Genomic DNA, 18,897 nt, shown 5'->3' with positions numbered 1-18,897 from the left:
GCGCTTGCCTAGTTTGTCTATTATACAACTATTCGCGTCCAGTGGGTTAGCGATCGCTCTTTTGTCATGGAAAGCTCGATCGCTTTTCTCGATCGAGGAATCTCGCTTTTTGCTTCGAGGAGGGGCGATCGTTTTTCTAAGGAATGGAGCAAATTTATGGTAGAGAAACGGGTCAAAGCCTGTGTCCCTAGAGCGTCAAAATATAATAAACTTAGTAAAAGCACTCGCCTTCAAGATATCCAAGCCATGAAGCTTATTTCTTTATCAGCACATTTTGATGGGCAATCTATTCAGCTAGATGAACCCTATAAGCTTGAACCAAACATAAAACTCATTATCACAGTCCTCCCGGAACAATTAGCAGAACGCGAAGCCTGGTTGTGGTTGTCAAGGCATCAACTAAACAAGGCCTACAATCAGAACGACGATTACCCGCTCAATGCAATTAAAACACCAAATCCTGACTATGCAGGAAGCTGATGTTGTTCTCACCCCAATTCCTCAAGCTGACGGGAAAATTAAGAATCGTCCAGTCATCCTTCTGAGGGAACTACCTCCTTATGGAGATTTTTTAGTTTGTGGTGTTAGCACCCAACTACATCAACAGGTTCCAGATTTTGTCGATATTATTTCCCCTTCAGACCCAGACTTTGCTGCCAGTGGTTTACGGTCTCAATCGTTAATTCGGTTAGGTTTCCTTGCTGTATTGCCTCGCAATCAAATTATCGGTTCTATTGGAGCTATTTCATCGCAAGCGACATCAACGCTTACTAAAAACTCTGAATGATTATCTTGTGAATTAGGGAGAAGGTCGATCGCTCTTTTTGGCATAAAAAGGTCGATCGCCCTTTACTCCTTTTTCTCGATCGAGGGCTGCATCAGCAACTAGCGCAACGACTGAATTATGCTGCCTAATATTTTATCTGATGACCTCGATCGCATCGAGCAAGCCATTCAACTCTCCTCACTCAAAGTCTCCCTTCTTAAGGGGATGCGAGGGGTATCGAGACTGTTGCTCCTACCCGCACCAAAATACAATTTAGATGCGGGATAGCTTACTTAAAAAAAAGGGGAATCTAATCGGCCAAATCGGGGAAAACCTCGCGCACGGCCGGATGCACCAATCGGTGATTCTGCACGTTCAATCCCTTCGCCAAACTCGGATTCATTTCCAAAGCTTTAATCCCGTTATTTGCCAACTGCAAAACATAAGGCAAAGTGCTGTTATTCAAAGCTTGAGTCGCAGTCCAAGGCACGGCACCGGGCATATTTGGCACGCCGTAATGCACAACTCCTTCCTCAACATAAGTAGGATTTGTGTGAGAAGTTACCCGCAAAGTTTCCACGCAGCCGCCTTGATCAACGGCTACGTCAACAATCACTGAACCGGGGTGCATCTTCGCAACAAATTCGCGAGAAACCAGCACCGGAGCTTTTTTACCTAAGACCAAAACCGCACCGATTAACAAATCAGCATCGGGAACAACTGCTTCAATTTGCAAAGGACTGCTGTAGAGGTATTCTACTCTGGAACCGAACAGAGTTTCCAGGTAGGCTAGGCGATCGACATTTACGTCTAATATCTGCACTCTCGCGCCCATTCCTACAGCAATTCGCGCTGCTTCTGTGCCGACAATGCCGCCGCCCAAAATCACAACTTTACCCGGTCTCACTCCCGGTACGCCGCCCAAAAGCACTCCTCTGCCACCTTGCTGTCGTTCCAGAAAGCGAGCTCCGAACTGCACGGCCAAACGCCCTGCAATAATGCTCATCGGCGTTAGCAGCGGCAATTTTCTGTCCGGGAGTTCGACGGTTTCGTAGGCGATGGCCTGGACTCCGCTGCTGATTAAATGCTGGGTTAATGTGCGATCGGCCGCCAAGTGCAAATATGTAAACAGCAACTGCTCTTTTTGAATCAGCGGATACTCAGCAGGCAGCGGTTCTTTAACTTTAACAATTAGTTCGCGCTTCCAGACATCGGAAGCATTTAAGACAATCTTAGCGCCTGCTTCAACGTAGTCCTCGTCCGCAAAACCGGCCCCAGCACCAGCATTCGTTTCCACAAAAACTGTGTGGCCTTTGTCCGAACAAGCCCGGACACTTGTGGGGCTGAGCCCGACTCGAAACTCTAAATCCTTGATTTCCTTGGGGACGCCTATTTCCATCTATAACCTCTAATCTCAGGCATACGTCGATCGAATCTAACCTAAAAACCATCCCCAGCGGGACAATACCATTGTAGATTTTAGATTTGGCAATCCGGCTGGGCTATGAGAATTTTTGTGGGATTTTCTGCCAGTGCGATCGCAATTTCCCAAATTGATCGTTTTCCATCAAGTCGATCGTCTTTTTAGATTGTTCCTACTTTATTTGATATGCGTGGTCGGCATTCATATACATTACGTCAAAATACTCGTAAGTCAAGCCGCTTAAAATGGTTATTCTACATTTACCTTTTCTAACCCATTTTTTGGTTTTTTTTTACTTACTTTTTATTTAAATTACTCCCAATTATAATCAATGAGGTGCAGTTTTTGGGGCTTGGTAATAGAAATGATTTTTTCTGCAAAGCACCCGTATTGAGCTACCCGTTCAGCAGCCCTACTATTTTTATATCTTCCCACATTTTCGCCAGACTTTCAACTATAGCAATCCTAAATCATTCATGTAAATTTGTAGGGGGAGTGCTAAGAGTGCCTATCCCCTATCTATCGGGGCAACCACGGGGGGATTGCCCCTACAATAATTAGGCGAATGATTTAGGGTGGTTATATAGCAATCCTTGCAAGAGTCGTAAAATTTTTACCCCACCCCAACCCTCCCCGAACCCGCGGGGAGGGAGTAAGAAATTCACAAATGATTTAGGATGGCTATAAGTAGGTACGTGCCAATGAAATTTTGACATTTTGGCAAACTTATAGGCTAAAAAAAATGGTAAAAATCTCAACAAACAACCCGAAACGGTATAAAGTAGAGGGTGGTTCTATAGATTTGCTTATAAAAAAACTAACTTATAGAGAGTTTGGTGTCAATATATTTGATCGGTCACTTATAATTTAACAGGCATAACTCGCCCCCATATCTAAACAAATGCCACGGATACCTACCTTAACATTCGATCGCGGAACTCTCTTGCTACACCCGCCGCCCAAAGGCAGAGACTGGGTGGACTTTGCCACTTGGGACGATCGCGTGGAAAAATACCGCATTCGAGCAATTCACTACCGCCCGCTGGTAGAATGCCTCCAAGCCGAGTGCATTCACTTCACCGACGAAGCTAGGGCATACGAACTACTCGAACTCGTACCCAGCGTGGAAATGCAGCCTTACCCACATCAAGAACAGGCCCTCGCAGCTTGGCAGGAAGCAGGAAGCCAAGGAGTAGTCGTCCTCCCCACCGCTTCCGGCAAAACTTATCTGGCACAATTAGCCATGCAAGTCACTGGTCGCAGTACATTAATTGTAGTACCAACTCTCGATTTAATGCACCAGTGGTATGCTAATTTAAAAGCAGCTTTTCCCGACATCGAAATCGGATTGTTGGGCGGAGGTTCGCGGGACAAAACGCCAATTTTAGTGGCAACCTACGACAGTGCAAGTATTCATGCAGAAACCTTGGGCAATAAATACGGTTTGCTGGTTTTTGACGAATGCCACCATTTGCCAACGGACTTTTATCGAGTAATTTCCGAATATGCGATCGCGCCTTTTAGACTGGGACTGACAGCTACACCCGATCGCACAGATGGCCGCCACAGCGATTTACATTTCCTGATCGGCCCGACAGTATTTAGCAAAAGACCCGAAGATTTGGCAGGCGATGCTTTAGCCGACCATAAAATAGTTCAAATTATGGTAAAACTGTCAACAGAAGAAACCCACCGCTACGCCGAATTAATCAACATTCGCAACGACTTCTTAAAACAGTCTAACATCAAAATATCTAGCCTCGATGGTTGGAAACAGTTTATCATGGCAAGCGCGCGATCGCCCCTGGGACGGCGCGCCATGCTAGCCCACCGCCAAGCCAAAGAAATCGCCCTTTGTACTGAAGGAAAACTGCGAATTTTAGCCAACATATTAGCAGAACACTCTCCCCAGCGCACCCTAATTTTCACCGGAGACAACGCCACAGTTTACCGAATTTCCCAAGAATTTCTCATCCCCACAATAACCCACCAAACCCCAGTCAAAGAACGCCACGAAATCCTCGATCGTTTTCGCAGCGGCGAATACAAAACCCTCGTCGCCTCCCACGTCCTCAACGAAGGAGTAGACGTTCCCGACGCCAGAATTGCTATCATATTGTCAGGAACCGGCAGCGAACGCGAATACATTCAGCGATTGGGTCGAGTTCTCCGCAAAAGCAGCGATGTAAATAAGTTAGCTATTCTCTACGAAGTCGTCACCGAAGACACCAGCGAAGAAAGAACTTCTCAACGCCGCCGAGGAGGAATGCAGCCTCACAAACCCCAACCACAAACACAAATAGAACCGCCAAAGCCTGAATATCACAAATTAGAAACTGTCAAACCGACACCGATTTACGGAGTCAACCGGGAGGCGACTAAAAAAGCAGCCGAATCACCAGCAAAATGGGGAGAAGATAATGATGAAATTCCCTGGTAGCAAGCCTAAACTATTTCTGAACACTCTCTTTCTTTCTTTCTCCCTCTTCCATTCGCGTTCTTCGCGACGAAGAACATCCCAACGCCGCTGAGGAGGAATGCAGCCTCACAAACCCCAACCACAAACACAAATAGAACCGCCCAAGCCTGAATATCAGAAATTAGAAACTGTCAAACCAACACCCATTTACGGAGTCAACCTGGAGGCGACTAAAAAAGCAGCCGAATCACCAGCCAAATGGGGAGAAAATTATGACGAAGAAAATAAAGATTGAATATTGCCAACTTAGTGTATAGCCTGAGAATGCCAAATTCAGCTCCGTTAGCCCCTTTATGAAAAAGGCTATTGAAAAATTTTGACCTCAAACTATACGGCTATTCTGGATTTGTAGTGGAAGTAGTGTAAGCGTCTCGCTCACGCAGGCTTTCGGGCCTTTACCACCGAAAGTTTTATTTTTATTATCACCTAAAACTCACGAGAGCGGGGGCTTTGGCAATTTTTACCGGTAGTTTATCGCCAGTGTGCCATCTGCGACACTGATTTTTGGGAAGCTTACAAGCTTCACGGGGTTGTCACCCCGTGAACCCATACAGCGTTGACTTTTCCAACTGATTCAGCAAGCCTTCATTAATTATACAGATTGCTTTGTTATCTCTCTAAAGTATGATATATTTGTCTGATAAGAGTTAATAAAGATGCAATAGCTCATCAATATTGTCGTCAGCAACTCCTAAGTAGACGAATAAATTGGCTGTTCTGAATTGGTGGTAGAAACGGTAGTGTGAGCATCCGCTCACGCAGGCTTTCCGGGCTGTAGCACGGGAAGTTTTATTTTTAAAATTACCTAAAACTCACGAGAACCAATTACAACGTCTGCCGGACTTTATCCTCGAACTTAGTTAAGGACAGACTAAGACATCAAGGGGATATTTCAGCCGGATTTGGGATACACAACTAATTCACAGCTCTAACTAATTCCGAGGTATTGCTGGTGGGATTTTTCATGTCTTCATACATTCATCATTAAGGGATCATATACTAATGGCGTCCAATAACTTGTTTGATTTGACCAGCGGTGTCGATATTTTTACGATCGACTCCAAAGTTCCGGCCGGTTTTGGGATTCGATCGCTCGCAGGAGCAGATTCCATTGTGGGCTCAGATCGCCCGGATTTGGTGTATGGGAACGACGGCTCGGACTCGATCTCCGGTGGAATCGGGAATGACAGCCTACAAGGCGGACGCGGAGCCGATCTGCTGTTGGGCAATGCTGGAGCAGATTATCTCCAGGGAGAACGCGGTAATGATGTTATCTATGGCGGTGAAGGCAACGATACATTAATAGGTCAAGAGGGAGACGATTTCCTAGCCGGGGGTGCTGGAGTTGATAGCCTAATTGGCAGCGATGGTTCCGATGCTTTTGTTTTGAATGTCGCTGATGCTGTAACCAATCCGGCTCTCGCCGATACGATCGCCGATTTTAGCGATGAAGAGGGCGATGTCATCGCTCTGACGGATGGAGCAGGCGATGCCCTGACTGAAGCCGACGTAACGCTGGAAGCGAATGGAACCGATACATTCATTCGGCTGAAAGCAACTGGTGCAATCTTGGCGCGGGTGCAGGGAGTCAGCCCTGCTAGCCTGAGTGGCTTATTCAGTACCGTCAAAGCGACACTGGACGATACGGAACCGGGGGCTACAGTGCTGGGTTCGATACCGGGAGGAGCTAACCTTCAGGGGGCAGTGAGCGATGAAGATTATGCCGACTTTTTCCAATTCCAGGTGAAGGAAACGAGCATTGTTAACTTGGGCTTGAGTGGCTTGAGCGCAGATGCGGATGTGGCACTATATAAGGATAAAAACGACGATGGGGAATTAGGAGGAGATGAAATCATCTCCGCATCGGAGCGATCGGGAATTGCGAATGAAACCAGTGAGAATGTAACTCTCGATCCGGGTAAATATTTCCTATCGGTGGAGGCCTTTGAAGAGAATACCAACTACAGCCTGAGTTTGGCAGGTGTTGCCGGGACTGTAGCCCCTGATTTGGCGGGCGATCGACCCAGCACATCACGGACTTTGCCAACCGATGGGGAGGTGGAATTGCATGATTATGTCGGCGGGGCTGATGCAGTGGATGCCTATCGCCTGGAAGTGCTCAACCCCGGCGGTTATCTAGATGTGTTTGCCGAGAACCGGAAGGCGGATCTAAACCTTACTGTGTGGAGCGATCGCAATAGCAACAACCAGTTGGATGCGGATGAGATTGTTGCCCAGGGAACCAATGAAATCCAGGAAGATAACATCAACCCCGGTACTTATTTCGTCAATGTCACCGCCCCAGGGGTGGCAACGCCCTACAAAATTGCTGCTATTTCCGAACCTGGCAGCCGGGTGGACATTGAAGCCTATGAGCCACTTTTCCCCGGCGTCCCCACAACGGGCACCTTGACTCAAAACGATGACTTCGATCCGAACGATCTGGAAAACTATGCCGATCCCTATCTCCTAGAGGAACTGGGTGCTGGGTTAACGGTGACTGTGACTCAACAATCGGATGACTTCGATGCCTATTTGACCGTGGTCGATCTGCTCACGGGCGAAGTGATCGTTGAAAACAATGACATTAACACCAGTGGCGGAGACTTCAATGCCCAGGTGAGTTTCACCACGGAACAGGGGGGTCAATATGTAGTGTTTGCCACCAGTGTGGATGCTCCGGGCTTGGGTGACTATACTCTGAATACCACGGTGACGGGAACGGCGGTTGCAAACGCGGTACGCAGTGCGAGTGCTGACAGGCTGAATGCCACTGTGACGGGAACGCCGATTGCAAACGCGGTACGCAGTGCGAGTGCTGACACTCAGTTGCCCCGCGCCACATTTCTAGAAAAGGGGAAGCGGGCTGATACGGGTCTCAAAGAAGATACGCCTCATAAATTAGTCTATGCGCCTCTAACGGGCGGTCGAGATCGGCCGATTGAAATCTCTGGCCTCAACCAAGGAAGGTTCGGCGACTGCGCCTTTCTTGCAGCCCTGGCGGCCACGTTCGGCAAGATCGAAGATGTCAGCCAGCCGATCTCCAAGCAGAGTGGAGTGCTCAACGATCTCATTAAGAGCGATGGTAACAACTATACCCTCCAGTTCTACAACTACAGAACAGGCGAACCGCGCATGGTCACCGTGGACGACCAGGTGGTGACCAAGGAAAATGAGAAGACCAAGAAAAATGAAATGTTTGGGGTGAAATGGGATCAGAAGCAACGAGACCCGAACCAAGCGTCGGGGGAATCCATCTGGGCCCCCATTGTTGAACGTGCCTACGCTAAGTTCCGGGGTGAGGAGACCGGTCGCGATGGCTATAATGCGATTGGGAATGGCGATTGGCCGGGGGTTGCCCTCAAACGGCTCACAAATCAGGCGATCACAGAAATGGCGTGGAATCCCGACAACCGAGCCAATCCAAATTATATGGTGAGCGAAAATTTAGGTGAGAGTGGCAAGCCCAAGAACTCAAAAAGTATTACGAGCGAGCAAATCTTTCAACAGATTCAAGATGCCTTGAATGGGGGTCGCTATGTCACGGCAGTGGCAGGCTTGGAGGCCAGGAAGCGATCTGAAGATTTGTTTGTTAGTAATCATGCCTACAGTATCCACAATGCCTATGAGGCGGCTGATGGTAAAAAGATGATCCTACTGCGGAACCCCTGGGGGTATGACAATTCTCTGAGAAAGAATGAAAACAACATGGGGGTACCGCTATTCGCACCGGAAGATCCGAATAAGATCGGAAATGATGGGTTTTTGGCGATCACCTTCAACCGGTTGTTGCAGCAATTTCGTCGGGTGAGTCTGACCCAGCCATAGTATTTATCGCTTCTTCAAAACCCAACTGTTAAGCTGGAACAGATGTAGGTTGGGTCTCGTTTCGCGAGACCCAACCTAGTAAACGGCTGTTGGGTTTCCGATTGTCAACCCAACCTACGCAATAGGTTCCAACTCGTACCGACACGCAATTTTGGGCTGCGCCTCAATTAGAGGTCTTTGAGTAATATCCTCTTCTATGATTGTGGCTACACTAAAATTAAAGGAAGCTGGAATAAAATATCATCAACAACTAATTTACATTGCCTAAAAATGAGCGAAACTGCACTAATAACTAACTTTAAAGTTTTCCCCAAACATACAGGAGTTTGGGAGGGAGATTGGACAATACTGGATGCCGACTGCAAAGAAACAAGGCGTTTTACAGCAGTTGTTACCCAGAAAATAGTTGATAACGAGTGGAGGCAAACTAACCTTCAAACTTATGCCAATGGCCAGAGTGAAACCCAAAAGTTTGTGGGTTATGTTGTCGGCGAAGGTCAAGTGCAAATTGAAGGTCGCGACTCGGTTTTTTCCAACTACAATACACTAGCGACAGAAGTTGGAGATGATTTGATAATTTTTCAAGTATGGGACAAAGCAACTGGCTTTATGAGGGCTGTTGAAACAATCCATCTTGTCAGTTCCGATCGCCGAATTCGGACTACCCAAAGCTTGACAGAAGAGGGAAAACTTAGGGGAGTTATGGTGATTGTTGAACAAAAAATTGAGTAAAACTTTTCACTGCTTATGTTACCAACTGATTTATTAAGTCACCGCCAAAACGGAGAATCAATCATCCCTCTCCGCCTCAAGATAGATGCTAAAAACTTAGAAGCAGCTAAAGAAATGATCAACTGCTTTCAAGAGTCGATCGGCAAAACCCAAGGCGAACTCGACGGACGCTTGCTAGAATTAGAAGGCGACAGCCCCGATTATCGGCTGAAACGGGGATTAGCGCACCTGCTGAAAGGCGGTTTCTGCACCTTGGAAGTCATCAGTCCCCTAGAACCCTCAGAGTTGAGACAGCGGGTTTTTGCCTTGTCTGCGCGATCGACTCCCAGCCCTCAATCCACCCAATTAACCCTGGAAAAAGTAGCAAGTGAGCTCAGCCAAGAGTTAAACAGAGAAGTTTTGCCTCACGAAATCACTACAGGTTTATACGCCGATTTAAACGAAAACAAAATCCTCACTGAGTTTAATGCACCAACACCCGAAAACTTGCTTCACAAATACAATCTTTCTCAAGTTCAAGGCATATTTTACCGAGCAAGTCAAGTCCAATTAACCGCCCACCGCAACGATCCAGGAGAATACAAACTCTTATTTCGCTATCTGAAACTATTTCAATTAATGACTTACATCGAAGGCGATGCAGACCACGGTTTTACACTCACAATAGACGGCCCTACAAGCTTATTCAAACCCAGCACCCGCTACGGCTTAGCCCTCGCGAAAATGCTGCCCGCCCTGCTGCACGTCACCAAATGGAGTATGCACTCCACCCTGCACACAAAAGATCCTTTTAGTGGCGTTTTGAAAACAGGTAAATTCACCCTAAATTCCGACTGCGGTTTAGTCAGCCACTATCCCCCAGGCAAGCCTTATGATAGTATGTTAGAAGCCGCATTTGCTGAAAGATGGAATTCCACAAAAACCGAGTGGCAACTAGAGCGAGAAGTTGATTTAATTCCGATTCCAGGTAGCGTGATGATACCCGACTTTCGGTTAGTGCATCCCGACGGACGAGTATTTTTATTAGAAATAGTTGGCTATTGGCGGCCGGAGTATTTGCAAAAGAAATTTGCCCAAGTACAGAAGTCTGAATGCGATCACTTGATTTTAGCTATTTCCGAACGGCTGAACTTAGAAAAAGCCGGGGTGAATGTAAATGATGTGCCAGCAAAAGTAGTCTGGTTTAAAGATAAATTGTTGCCCAAATCAGTCCTGGAAGTCCTCGAATAGAGTTCTCGGCGGTTGAAACCGCGACTACACAAACAAAGTCCGCCTGCGCGGACTAAGAAATAAGAGGGATATTTAAGTCAGATTTGGTATTATACTAAAGTCACCTCGATCACCAAATCCTCTCTCATCCTAAAACCGATTGAAAAATGGCAGACACAAGTATTGTCGAAAGAATCAAAAAACTTTTAGCCCTAGCCACCTCATCCAATGAAAACGAATCGACTGCTGCGGCCGAAAAAGCTTCCCTTTTACTGGCACAGTACAATCTCAGCCTCGCCGATTTAGGGCCAAATCACCAAGAAGAGATTGACGAAGACTCAGTTGAAACAACATCGAAATTTGTCACTTGGAAAATGATGCTGCTTTCGGGAATTGCCGACGCTAACGGTTGTACTGCCATGCGAAATACTTATAATGGCAGTATGTTTTTGGTGGGAACTTCTACAAACCTGATTGTTTGCAAACATCTGTACGAGTATTTGAGTTCGGCGATTGAAAAAAGGGCTAAATACCGCAAAGGAAACGGCAGGGGGTTGGCGTATCTGAATGCTTTTCGGGTTGGATGCGCGACGAGGTTGAGACAAAGATTGTTGGAACAAAAACAGGAGATGGAAGAGTCGGGGATTCCGGGTTCGGGGGATGTGGCGGCGACTCCAGGGATTGTAGTGCGATCGATGTTTGAGAAAAATCAACTGGCGATCGCCGATTATCTAGAGGGCAGAGGGGTTAAAATTAGAACGAGAACAGATTCTCAAGTCAGCAGCGAGGCGGGTTTTAATTCGGGGTATGAAGTGGGCGACCAAATTAGTTTGCACAAGCAAGTGCAGCCTGAAGAGGAACAAAAACAACTCAATGAATCTCTGTGAGTTTAAGTATAGTTAGCCATTCAATTTATACTGTTAATCCCTATGCCCTACAGTTCTTTCACCACAATCGGTAAAGTCAAGGAAGCATTTAATCTAACCACTGTAGAAGCAGTTCGTTTTTTGCCTAACATTGACCCTATTTCCCCTTCTCCAGCACTGACTGCCTTTTTGGAAGAAAGCCTGCCGTTTGCCTCATCCGCCAGCGAAAAAGCTCGTTCTGAAGGAATTATTTTCCCTGTTTTGCTAGAAGCGAGACGAATTTTACAGCGGCGAGTCAGCTTATTTTCTGGAGAAGACTTCACAGTAGACGAATCAATTGGACTGAACGGCGTGTGTGATTTTCTCTTTAGCCGTTCCGAAGAAATTCTAGAAATCGAAGCACCGGCCGTCATCATTGTGGAGGCAAAAAAATCTGACCTCAGAACAGGATTCGGGCAATGTATTGCTGAAATGGTGGCAGCACAAAAATTTAATGAGGCTAAGAAAAAGCCGATTCCCATAATTTATGGTGTGGTAAGCAATGGCACTCAGTGGCGATTCCTCAAACTCGAAGGGCAAACAGTGACAATTGACTTGATTGATTATCCACTTCCTCCTGTCGAGCAAATTTTGGGTTTTTTGGTATGGATGGTGCGGGAAGGTTAGCTGATTTTATGTGATAATTTAGGGGCTTTTTAGTATCAGTTACCGAGGCGAGTATTTTGTAACTTGCCAATAGCTTTTAGAACTTGTAAAATCTGGATAGCAGGTTCACAGTCCATTAAATTTAGTAACGGCATCAACTGAAAAGTAGGAGGAGTTCCCGACTGGATGTAAGCGAACTGATAGCGCGCTCCGTTTGTCACTAACCCCCAGACGGATGTTTGATGCTCTAGGCTTTTATAAGCATACGCGAGTAACTGAGGCAAGCCGGCCAATACATCGATCGCACTATTTTTCGTTTCAATTACTAAAATCCAGAAAGGTACATCTGTAGTTGTGAGTGTATTTTTGTCGATCGCTAACAGATCCAAACGCCCTGTAATAGTTGCGCCTTCATCTTCTACAGCAATATCGGCGATACCTTCTTCCAAAAACATCTTAATTGGCGATCGATAAAAACCAGCCAGCCGCAGTAACGGGCCAACAGATACTAACTTGACTTGGCCTTCAGAAACCTTGCCATCTGTCAGGTAGCTATCGAAGTCTTCGCAGGTTTGTATAAGTTCTTGTTGTTCAAATTCGGTTAAAGGTTCTAGGGATAATAACGGAGTGAATGAGCCGTTGGGCAATTTCTGGAATTTTAGCAGGCGGAGAACTTCACTGAGAGTTAAATTTTTAGCATTGAGAGCAGTCATAGCCTAAGAATATTGGGATACGATAAATTCTACCTCTTATTTTAGCTCGTGCAGTTTCAGAATCTCATAAGCTATGCTCGATCGAGCAGCAATTTTTCTTTTAACTCTTGACATTCTTTTGCTAGCGGGATGCCTAATTCTGTGGATATGGACAAAGCGCGATCGCAATACTCAAGCGCTAGAGAGAGGTTGCCTAGTTTCAGAAAAACTACCGTCAGTTGACTGAGAGCATAAGCCTCCATAAAAAGAGCGCCTATTTTTGTACAAATATGTATTGATTTCTGTAAATATTCTAGGGATTGTGAATATTGACCAAGTGCGGCTAAGATAGCCCCTAAATGACACAAATCCATTGCTTTTCCATAGCGATCTCCTATTTCATCTGAAATCGCTAAACTTCTCTGCTGACAATCAATTGCTTTCGTATAATCATTAAGTGAATAGTAAGCTAGCCCTAAATTTCCCAGAGCTATTCCTTCCTTGTAGCGGTGTCCAATTTCCTGCCAGATTGCCAAACTTTGCTGGGAGTAATCAATTGCTTTAGCATAAGCTCGCAGGTCTAGGTAAGTTTTGCCTAGATTCGCTAGAGCATTTCCTTCTTCCTGGCAGTTTTCTATTTGCCTAGCGATCGATAAATGTTGTTGATGATACTCAATCGCCATTGTGTAATCTCCAAGGTTATTGTAAGCAACTCCCAGATTTCCTAGGGCAGTTCCCATCCCCTGTAGGTCCTCCAGTACCAGCGCAATCGTCCAACTCTGCCAATAGTAATGAATAGCTGTAGTATAGTCTCCAAGATTCTTATAAGCAACTCCCAAATTTCCACAAGAACTATGCACACCCTGTAGGTCTGAAAGTTGGAGTGCGATAGTCAAATTCTGCTGATGGTACTCCATAGCTTTGGCATGGTCTCCAAGATTCTTATAAGCAATTCCTAGATTTTGACAAAGAATAGCATTTCGGGGAGAATCTAACTTGCTTAAGAGTCTTTGGCACATATCAATCAGTTCATAATTGTATGCCCAAACGTATAGCTGAATACGTAATTCCTCATGACTTGACGAATTGATGCTAGTAGTAATAATTCCCCAAGCTCTTTCCCAGTCTTCCACTTCGCACAGATGGTGAAATGCTTCCAAGTATCGCCGAACTTTCTCAAGATTGGAAGCATCCGGCTTCAGTTTGTACCTCGTCAGCCAATTTTTAACCGCTCTGTACTGAGCGCGTTTACAAGGGGGCAGTTCCCTAAACTCCGGTGCTGCTAGATCAATTCCCAGATTAGCCAGCATCCACTCTCCCGGTGGCGTGATGTCAACATCCAAACCATTTTGACTTTTAAAATCAAATTCAGCAAAAGCACTCTTCATATTGCCCACTACCTCGCTGTCAATTGCTTTAAGTGTTCAAGTGCTACGCTGCGAATTAAATTGTGCTGCCGCAAGTGTATCTCATCGTCAATTAATTCTTCTTCTACCAAAAAGCGATCGCGCAGCGCCTCCAACGCTAACTCTTGCTTCTGGTCATCGCAATCCCAATCTTCCAAATGACTTAGCCAAAACTCCTCCGGTACTGCACAGCGATACACCGAAGCTTCGCAAAGCAATCGATAGGCATTCAAAACATCTTTTTTCAATCTCTCAAACGTCTTTTCCAGCCGGACTAGCACATTTTTTCGCAGTTCGCGAGTATATCGATCCAGTCGCCAGTCGTCATCTGCTGATGCCGTTATTCCTTTGGTCTTAGCTTCCTCAATTGCCTTCTCCACTTCTTCAATTTCCTGCCCGTATTTATTCCAATAACCCGTCACGTTACCATAAAAAGGATGACTGCCAATTTCCCCAGCAATCACCCGCAAAGCCAATGGATGCCCTTCATAAGCAGCGCCGATTCGTTCTAAATAAGGTTTGTTTGGTGAATCTATATCAACCTCTAGTCCAGTTTTATCGAACAAGGCTAACTGTTCTGATGGTGTCAGTCCCTTCAATTCTTGGCGATACCAGAAATTTTTATAACGAGCCGGAATTTGCTCTGGCAAATCCTGCGATGTTACGATGATACGACTTTGGAAAGATTCTACTGCCAAAAAAGTTTCAAAAAATTTTGCCCACAACTCATCCTGAAAACCATTCCAGCCTGTTTCTTCATTTCCTTTTAAAATCAGTTCCAGAGAATCTATCACCACCAAATACCGATTTTCTCGCAATCGCTTGACCAATCTATTCAACAACCGCTGTGTATCTTTGCGGTCATCTGGCGTAATCCGTTCTCCCCACTTTTCCAGCCATCGAATCGCCACACTAGCAAAATCAGAAGCTTGCTGCTGGTTTTCAAAATTCTCCTGATGAAACTTACGATCGTCGTCTTGTAACTCCACCGCCAATCTTTCAGCTAAAGCCGTTTTACCAATTCCCGCGATGCCCAGAAGAATTAACAAGCGACACGATCCCTGAACTTTCTCTGTGAGTTGACTAATCAAGTCTTTTCGACCAACCCAAGCATCGTCACAAGCAAAAAACTCTGCTCTCGAATCTGTCTGAGACAAGGGACTATCATCAACAATATCTTCCCAGTTATCCAATTCTATAGCCTTGCAAATCTTGACAAAAACCTCCTGCCCAATAGGCTTTCGCCGCCAAAACCGCTTTAAAGTTGCGACTGAAGTTTGGGCATCTCCGCACCAGCTAGAAGCTTGTTTTTCCAAGCCTTTCTTTCGCCTTGCCCGATCGACTATTTCCAGCCCAGATTCAGATGCTCTTAGAGTAGCTGCCATGCTGATTTTTTAACCTTCAGTAACCATATTTAACTTATAACATCTGCCAATTTGTGGCGCGGCTCAATTTTGGCTCACTTTTGGATACAGCGCCAGAGGTGCGTTGAAATTGAGCCGTCAAACCTTTGCTGTTCAAGGAATATAGAGATGGGAAGCAAGTTAGGCGATATCGCTCATTTCCCAGTTAAAACAATCATTTCTTCATCATGAGTAAGACTATGCAAGCACAAAATTTCGTTCAACTGGAACTACCAGGCGTTTTACCTAAAAAAAACGACACCCTCAAACAAATAGAAGAAGCCATGCAAGGAATACTAGACCTAACATGGAAAACTGTGCTACTTCACATATCAGCACGCACGACTAAAGAACTGATGCGACAGCACGGAAAACTGATTGGTCTCCATGATGGCGAAGCCCGGATTAAAGTCTCGTCAACACCACTTTTGCTAATGGCCATTCAAAAACTTCCCGATGTTGAATCAGCCTTCAGAAAAGCTTTTGGCACAACAGTCAAAATCCGTCTCGAAGTGTAAGTGAGATCGTTTCCGGTGACAGCGTATTATTCAATGCTTTGCCCGCGTGCGGTGCGTGACTTAATAGTTCCACCGCCGCGAGTAAAAGTTTTCCCGTTGTCACGCACCCTACGACTGATATCTTTCACAGAGTACGATCGCCCTTAATCAATCAATTCGGCTTCTTCAAAAATCTGTCTAGTCGTCAACTCCAAACCGGGCAGCAACTCATCCACAATCGGTGTATTATCCGTATAAACTTGACTAGAACCATCGGTCAAAAAACTTTTAATTAAAATAGCCTCTGGATCTATCACCCAAACTCGCGGAACGCCCGCCGCCAAATAATCTTTCGCCTTCTCTTCAAATTCCTTCATCGTTTGATCGGGCGATATAATCTCAATCACCAGTTCAGGAATTGCGGGACAAGCTTCATTTCGCCGCCAACTTTTCGGCAGACGTTCATAAGAAATGTACGTTAAATCGGGAACAGGTGCCCAATCTTTATCCTGACGTTTTAACAAAATTGCCCATTCTGGAAGCACTCGCCCGCGTCCTTTACACCATACACGAATCAGGTCACACAAAGCTCCCTGTAAACTGGAATGAAAAAATTTTGGAGACACTTTAGGAACTGCTTCACCATCTACAAACTCACAATATACATCTCCGTCGGGCAAAGCTAGAAATTCTGCTAAAGTGAGTTTGGTTCCGATGCCTACCATGACTCCCAGCCCTCTCGCTAATTAACTCCTATCATGTCCGATCGCTCACCCATAATACATTGGTCGGGGCGGGTTTGTGAGATTGTCCGTTTTTGGCAAATATTATTGGTGAACCCGCCCCTACAGGAATCAGGGTAATCGACCGGACATGATATCAAATATCAATTATACAAAATTTCCCAACATTCCTAGAAATACGATCGCCCTTCTCTCTCTATGCCAAAATTGGAACAGGCATCCCGCCTGTGAATTTCTGTGAATTTCTGCGCCTCAAAAATCCCAATCCCAATTCCCCAAAAACAATAGCGGGGCAGGCCATCCAGCCCGCCCCGCATTCTCCAAAAGCCCCAAAACCATTCACTTCAACCAGGCAGGATGAGCCATCAAAGCTGCAAAAGGCTGCACTCCCCGCAACTGATTCGACAGCGGCAAATGACCCCTAGGCGCGCTCAAATCCCAGATAAACTCTTGCGGATACCGCGTCCAATTATTCCCCTTTTTCCAGCCAATTAGTGGCCACAACTTATCCCAATTCTTCCCCGAACCTAGCCAAATTTCCCGCTGCACCGAAAAGCCAAATTTGCCTTCGGAATGAACTTTCCACAGCGTATTAATTGTTTGCAAATCCGTTACGGGCAAACTCTCAACTTGGGTAAAATACAGCCACTTTCTCACAGAAGCTGTATCACCAGCCAATTCACAAAGCTTGTCTAAAGTTAAGCGATCGGCTTCTTGAAATTCCTGTAACGCCAATAATTGTTGCAGCGGAGTGTAATCAATGTTAGAGTCCGATCGCAGCGGCACAACCCCAGTTGGAAAATTCGCTTGCAAAAACTCCGCCACTCTCGGAGAACCAGCACTGTAAAGAATTTGGTAAGCCTTACCCATTACCGCAGTCGGTGCATCTGACTTGCGCTCTAATAAAAATTCCATCAATACATCCCAACCGGAATCTGCTATTTGTTGTTGCAGCAGTTGCAGTTGAGTTTTTTCCGAACCCGACCTCAACTGAGAGCGGAGTTCGGCTGTATCGGCCGCCGAGTCTAGAGGAGAAGTAGAAATCGAGTCAGTCATGAGAAACTATCAGCTATCAGCTATCAGCTATCAGCGATTAGCTGAAGCCCTGGTTTTCCCCCATTGTACAATGGTACTGACTCCGATTCACTTCTATGTACTCGGATGCCTGCGCGCAACGCCGCCTCGTTTAGCCTCACGCCCGCACACTCTTGGCCAATGGCAGCAATCGCAAATAAGTCTACCATCTGAAATTTGCGATCGATGCCATGTCAAAGAGTTTTTCCTGAACCTAGTCGTCCACGATCGAAACCCATGCAGGGAAGGAAGGCGGAAAAAAGTTTATGTCATATTCCGAGTCTTCCCACTCTTTGACCCAAAGCGGCACGGCGCCGGGGCTAGGAGTTGCAGAAAAGGTGCGTTCTTTGACTTCGATCGAGTGAAATAGCTGTTTTAAAGTATCTCCCCGATCCAAAGCTTCGCTGAGGATGTCGTCCAACTCAGGATCGACCCGTTTGACGCGGTTTTTGTCCTCCTCCAGCCACAGAAGTTTCAAAGACTTCAGATCCCTCGGACTGAGGATGCTCTTGTAGTACACGCGCTTAAGGGTCGCTACGGGCTCCAATGAGCGTTCGATCCTGCGAATTTGCTGAACTCGCAGGTAGTGCCATTCCGCTAAACGCTTGCTTTCCGAAGGCGGGAGAGTACCCTTGCCCGCTGCGTGTTTGTAGTCGTATTTAATCAAACTGCAAGCCATATTGGCTAGCAGGTGAATCAACTGTTTTTCTTTGGGTGTTGCCTGACGCCGTTCCTGGGTTCTTGTCAATACGCGCTGTCTGCGGGTAGTTTCGAGAGTATTTTCCATTGGGTTTTTACGAGATGAAATACGATTGTGCCAGATCCAAATCCCGAACATCAGAAGGTAAGGAAGTTGATAGGCGGGGAAACTCCACCGACAGACTCGCCTTACCTGTTTATTTTCCCATTCACCGTTCTCTGAAACTGACCCCCTCCGGGATTAGGTAGACTGATATTGGGATCTAGTTTCAACCGCCTCGATTAAAGGCCGTTGCGACAACAAACACCACCACAACTACAACCACAACCACAACCGCACTCCGGGGGAACCACACAAGAGCAATTGCTAGGATGATATTTTCCTAGACTTGTAGGTAATACTCACGACAATTGGTGTAGACTGAAGTAGCCTGC

Annotated in this window: 19 protein-coding genes; 11 read left to right on the top strand and 8 right to left on the bottom strand. The window is 46.0% G+C overall.

What is annotated here, in order from left to right:
• Positions 1–20 precede the first annotated feature (20 nt).
• The gene (locus QUB12_RS08735) at positions 21–176 is read right to left on the bottom strand and encodes a hypothetical protein (RefSeq protein WP_333234095.1); all 156 of its coding nucleotides are present in this window, start codon (positions 174–176) and stop codon (positions 21–23) included.
• 70 nt (positions 177–246) lie between these two features.
• On the opposite strand from QUB12_RS08735, the gene QUB12_RS08730 reads away from it, so the two are divergent.
• The 3 genes from QUB12_RS08730 (at position 247) to QUB12_RS08720 (ending at position 1,054) form a co-directional block, all read left to right on the top strand.
• Positions 247–480, top strand: coding sequence for a hypothetical protein (locus QUB12_RS08730; RefSeq protein ID WP_333306398.1), 234 nt, complete (start codon positions 247–249; stop codon positions 478–480).
• Entirely contained in the window at positions 467–787 is a 321-nt protein-coding gene (locus QUB12_RS08725) for a hypothetical protein (RefSeq protein WP_333306396.1), read from the top strand. The genes QUB12_RS08730 and QUB12_RS08725 overlap by 14 nt, the downstream gene beginning before the upstream one ends.
• A 117-nt stretch (positions 788–904) precedes the next feature.
• Positions 905–1,054: a hypothetical protein gene (locus tag QUB12_RS08720; RefSeq protein WP_333306394.1), complete on the top strand. Its 150-nt coding sequence runs from the start codon at positions 905–907 to the stop codon at positions 1,052–1,054.
• A gap of 22 nt (positions 1,055–1,076) precedes the next feature.
• Here QUB12_RS08720 and ald read toward each other — a convergent pair whose 3' ends face one another.
• Positions 1,077–2,165, bottom strand: coding sequence for an alanine dehydrogenase (gene ald, locus QUB12_RS08715; protein ID WP_333144801.1), 1,089 nt, complete (start codon positions 2,163–2,165; stop codon positions 1,077–1,079).
• Between the two features lie 925 nt (positions 2,166–3,090).
• On the opposite strand from ald, the gene QUB12_RS08710 reads away from it, so the two are divergent.
• From QUB12_RS08710 to QUB12_RS08680, 7 genes are all read left to right on the top strand, one after another.
• Positions 3,091–4,629 (top strand): DEAD/DEAH box helicase family protein, encoded by a 1,539-nt coding sequence (locus QUB12_RS08710; RefSeq protein WP_333144800.1) that lies wholly within the window; start codon positions 3,091–3,093, stop codon positions 4,627–4,629.
• Positions 4,630–4,726: 97 nt separating this feature from the next.
• Positions 4,727–4,903 (top strand): hypothetical protein, encoded by a 177-nt coding sequence (locus QUB12_RS08705; protein WP_333144799.1) that lies wholly within the window; start codon positions 4,727–4,729, stop codon positions 4,901–4,903.
• Between the two features lie 767 nt (positions 4,904–5,670).
• Positions 5,671–8,496 (top strand): C2 family cysteine protease, encoded by a 2,826-nt coding sequence (locus QUB12_RS08700; protein WP_333144798.1) that lies wholly within the window; start codon positions 5,671–5,673, stop codon positions 8,494–8,496.
• 270 nt (positions 8,497–8,766) lie between these two features.
• On the top strand, positions 8,767–9,228 hold the full coding sequence (locus QUB12_RS08695) for a DUF3598 family protein (protein WP_333306392.1): 462 nt from the start codon (positions 8,767–8,769) through the stop codon (positions 9,226–9,228).
• A 15-nt stretch (positions 9,229–9,243) separates the two neighbouring features.
• A complete protein-coding gene (locus QUB12_RS08690; protein ID WP_333306390.1) occupies positions 9,244–10,458 on the top strand; it encodes a DUF790 family protein in 1,215 nt (404 codons plus the stop codon).
• A 146-nt stretch (positions 10,459–10,604) separates the two neighbouring features.
• Positions 10,605–11,324: a DUF2786 domain-containing protein gene (locus QUB12_RS08685; RefSeq protein WP_333306388.1), complete on the top strand. Its 720-nt coding sequence runs from the start codon at positions 10,605–10,607 to the stop codon at positions 11,322–11,324.
• A 42-nt stretch (positions 11,325–11,366) separates the two neighbouring features.
• Positions 11,367–11,969 carry a hypothetical protein gene (locus QUB12_RS08680; RefSeq protein WP_333144794.1) on the top strand — a complete coding sequence of 201 codons (603 nt, stop codon included), beginning with the start codon at positions 11,367–11,369 and terminating at the stop codon, positions 11,967–11,969.
• Positions 11,970–12,004: 35 nt separating this feature from the next.
• Here the strand turns inward: QUB12_RS08680 and QUB12_RS08675 are convergent, their stop codons facing one another.
• The 3 genes from QUB12_RS08675 to QUB12_RS08665 form a co-directional block, all read right to left on the bottom strand.
• The gene (locus QUB12_RS08675; protein WP_333144793.1) at positions 12,005–12,661 is read right to left on the bottom strand and encodes a restriction endonuclease subunit R; all 657 of its coding nucleotides are present in this window, start codon (positions 12,659–12,661) and stop codon (positions 12,005–12,007) included.
• Between the two features lie 71 nt (positions 12,662–12,732).
• Complete coding sequence (locus QUB12_RS08670; RefSeq protein ID WP_333144792.1) at positions 12,733–14,028, bottom strand: tetratricopeptide repeat protein; 1,296 nt, start codon at positions 14,026–14,028, stop codon at positions 12,733–12,735.
• An 8-nt stretch (positions 14,029–14,036) separates the two neighbouring features.
• Entirely contained in the window at positions 14,037–15,431 is a 1,395-nt protein-coding gene (locus tag QUB12_RS08665; protein WP_333144791.1) for an ATP-binding protein, read from the bottom strand.
• A gap of 218 nt (positions 15,432–15,649) precedes the next feature.
• On the opposite strand from QUB12_RS08665, the gene QUB12_RS08660 reads away from it, so the two are divergent.
• Complete coding sequence (locus QUB12_RS08660; RefSeq protein WP_333144790.1) at positions 15,650–15,967, top strand: hypothetical protein; 318 nt, start codon at positions 15,650–15,652, stop codon at positions 15,965–15,967.
• Between the two features lie 143 nt (positions 15,968–16,110).
• Here the strand turns inward: QUB12_RS08660 and QUB12_RS08655 are convergent, their stop codons facing one another.
• From QUB12_RS08655 to QUB12_RS08645, 3 genes are all read right to left on the bottom strand, one after another.
• Positions 16,111–16,671 carry a Uma2 family endonuclease gene (locus tag QUB12_RS08655; RefSeq protein ID WP_333306386.1) on the bottom strand — a complete coding sequence of 187 codons (561 nt, stop codon included), beginning with the start codon at positions 16,669–16,671 and terminating at the stop codon, positions 16,111–16,113.
• Between the two features lie 357 nt (positions 16,672–17,028).
• The gene (locus QUB12_RS08650) at positions 17,029–17,745 is read right to left on the bottom strand and encodes a GUN4 N-terminal ARM-like repeat domain-containing protein (RefSeq protein ID WP_333144788.1); all 717 of its coding nucleotides are present in this window, start codon (positions 17,743–17,745) and stop codon (positions 17,029–17,031) included.
• Between the two features lie 232 nt (positions 17,746–17,977).
• On the bottom strand, positions 17,978–18,550 hold the full coding sequence (locus QUB12_RS08645; protein WP_333144787.1) for a hypothetical protein: 573 nt from the start codon (positions 18,548–18,550) through the stop codon (positions 17,978–17,980).
• Between the last annotated feature and the right edge of the window lie 347 nt (positions 18,551–18,897).

It is taken from the genome of Microcoleus sp. B7-D4, assembly GCF_036705125.1.
Classification (GTDB): domain Bacteria; phylum Cyanobacteriota; class Cyanobacteriia; order Cyanobacteriales; family Microcoleaceae; genus Microcoleus.
This window is presented reverse-complemented; position numbering and strand designations above follow the sequence as displayed.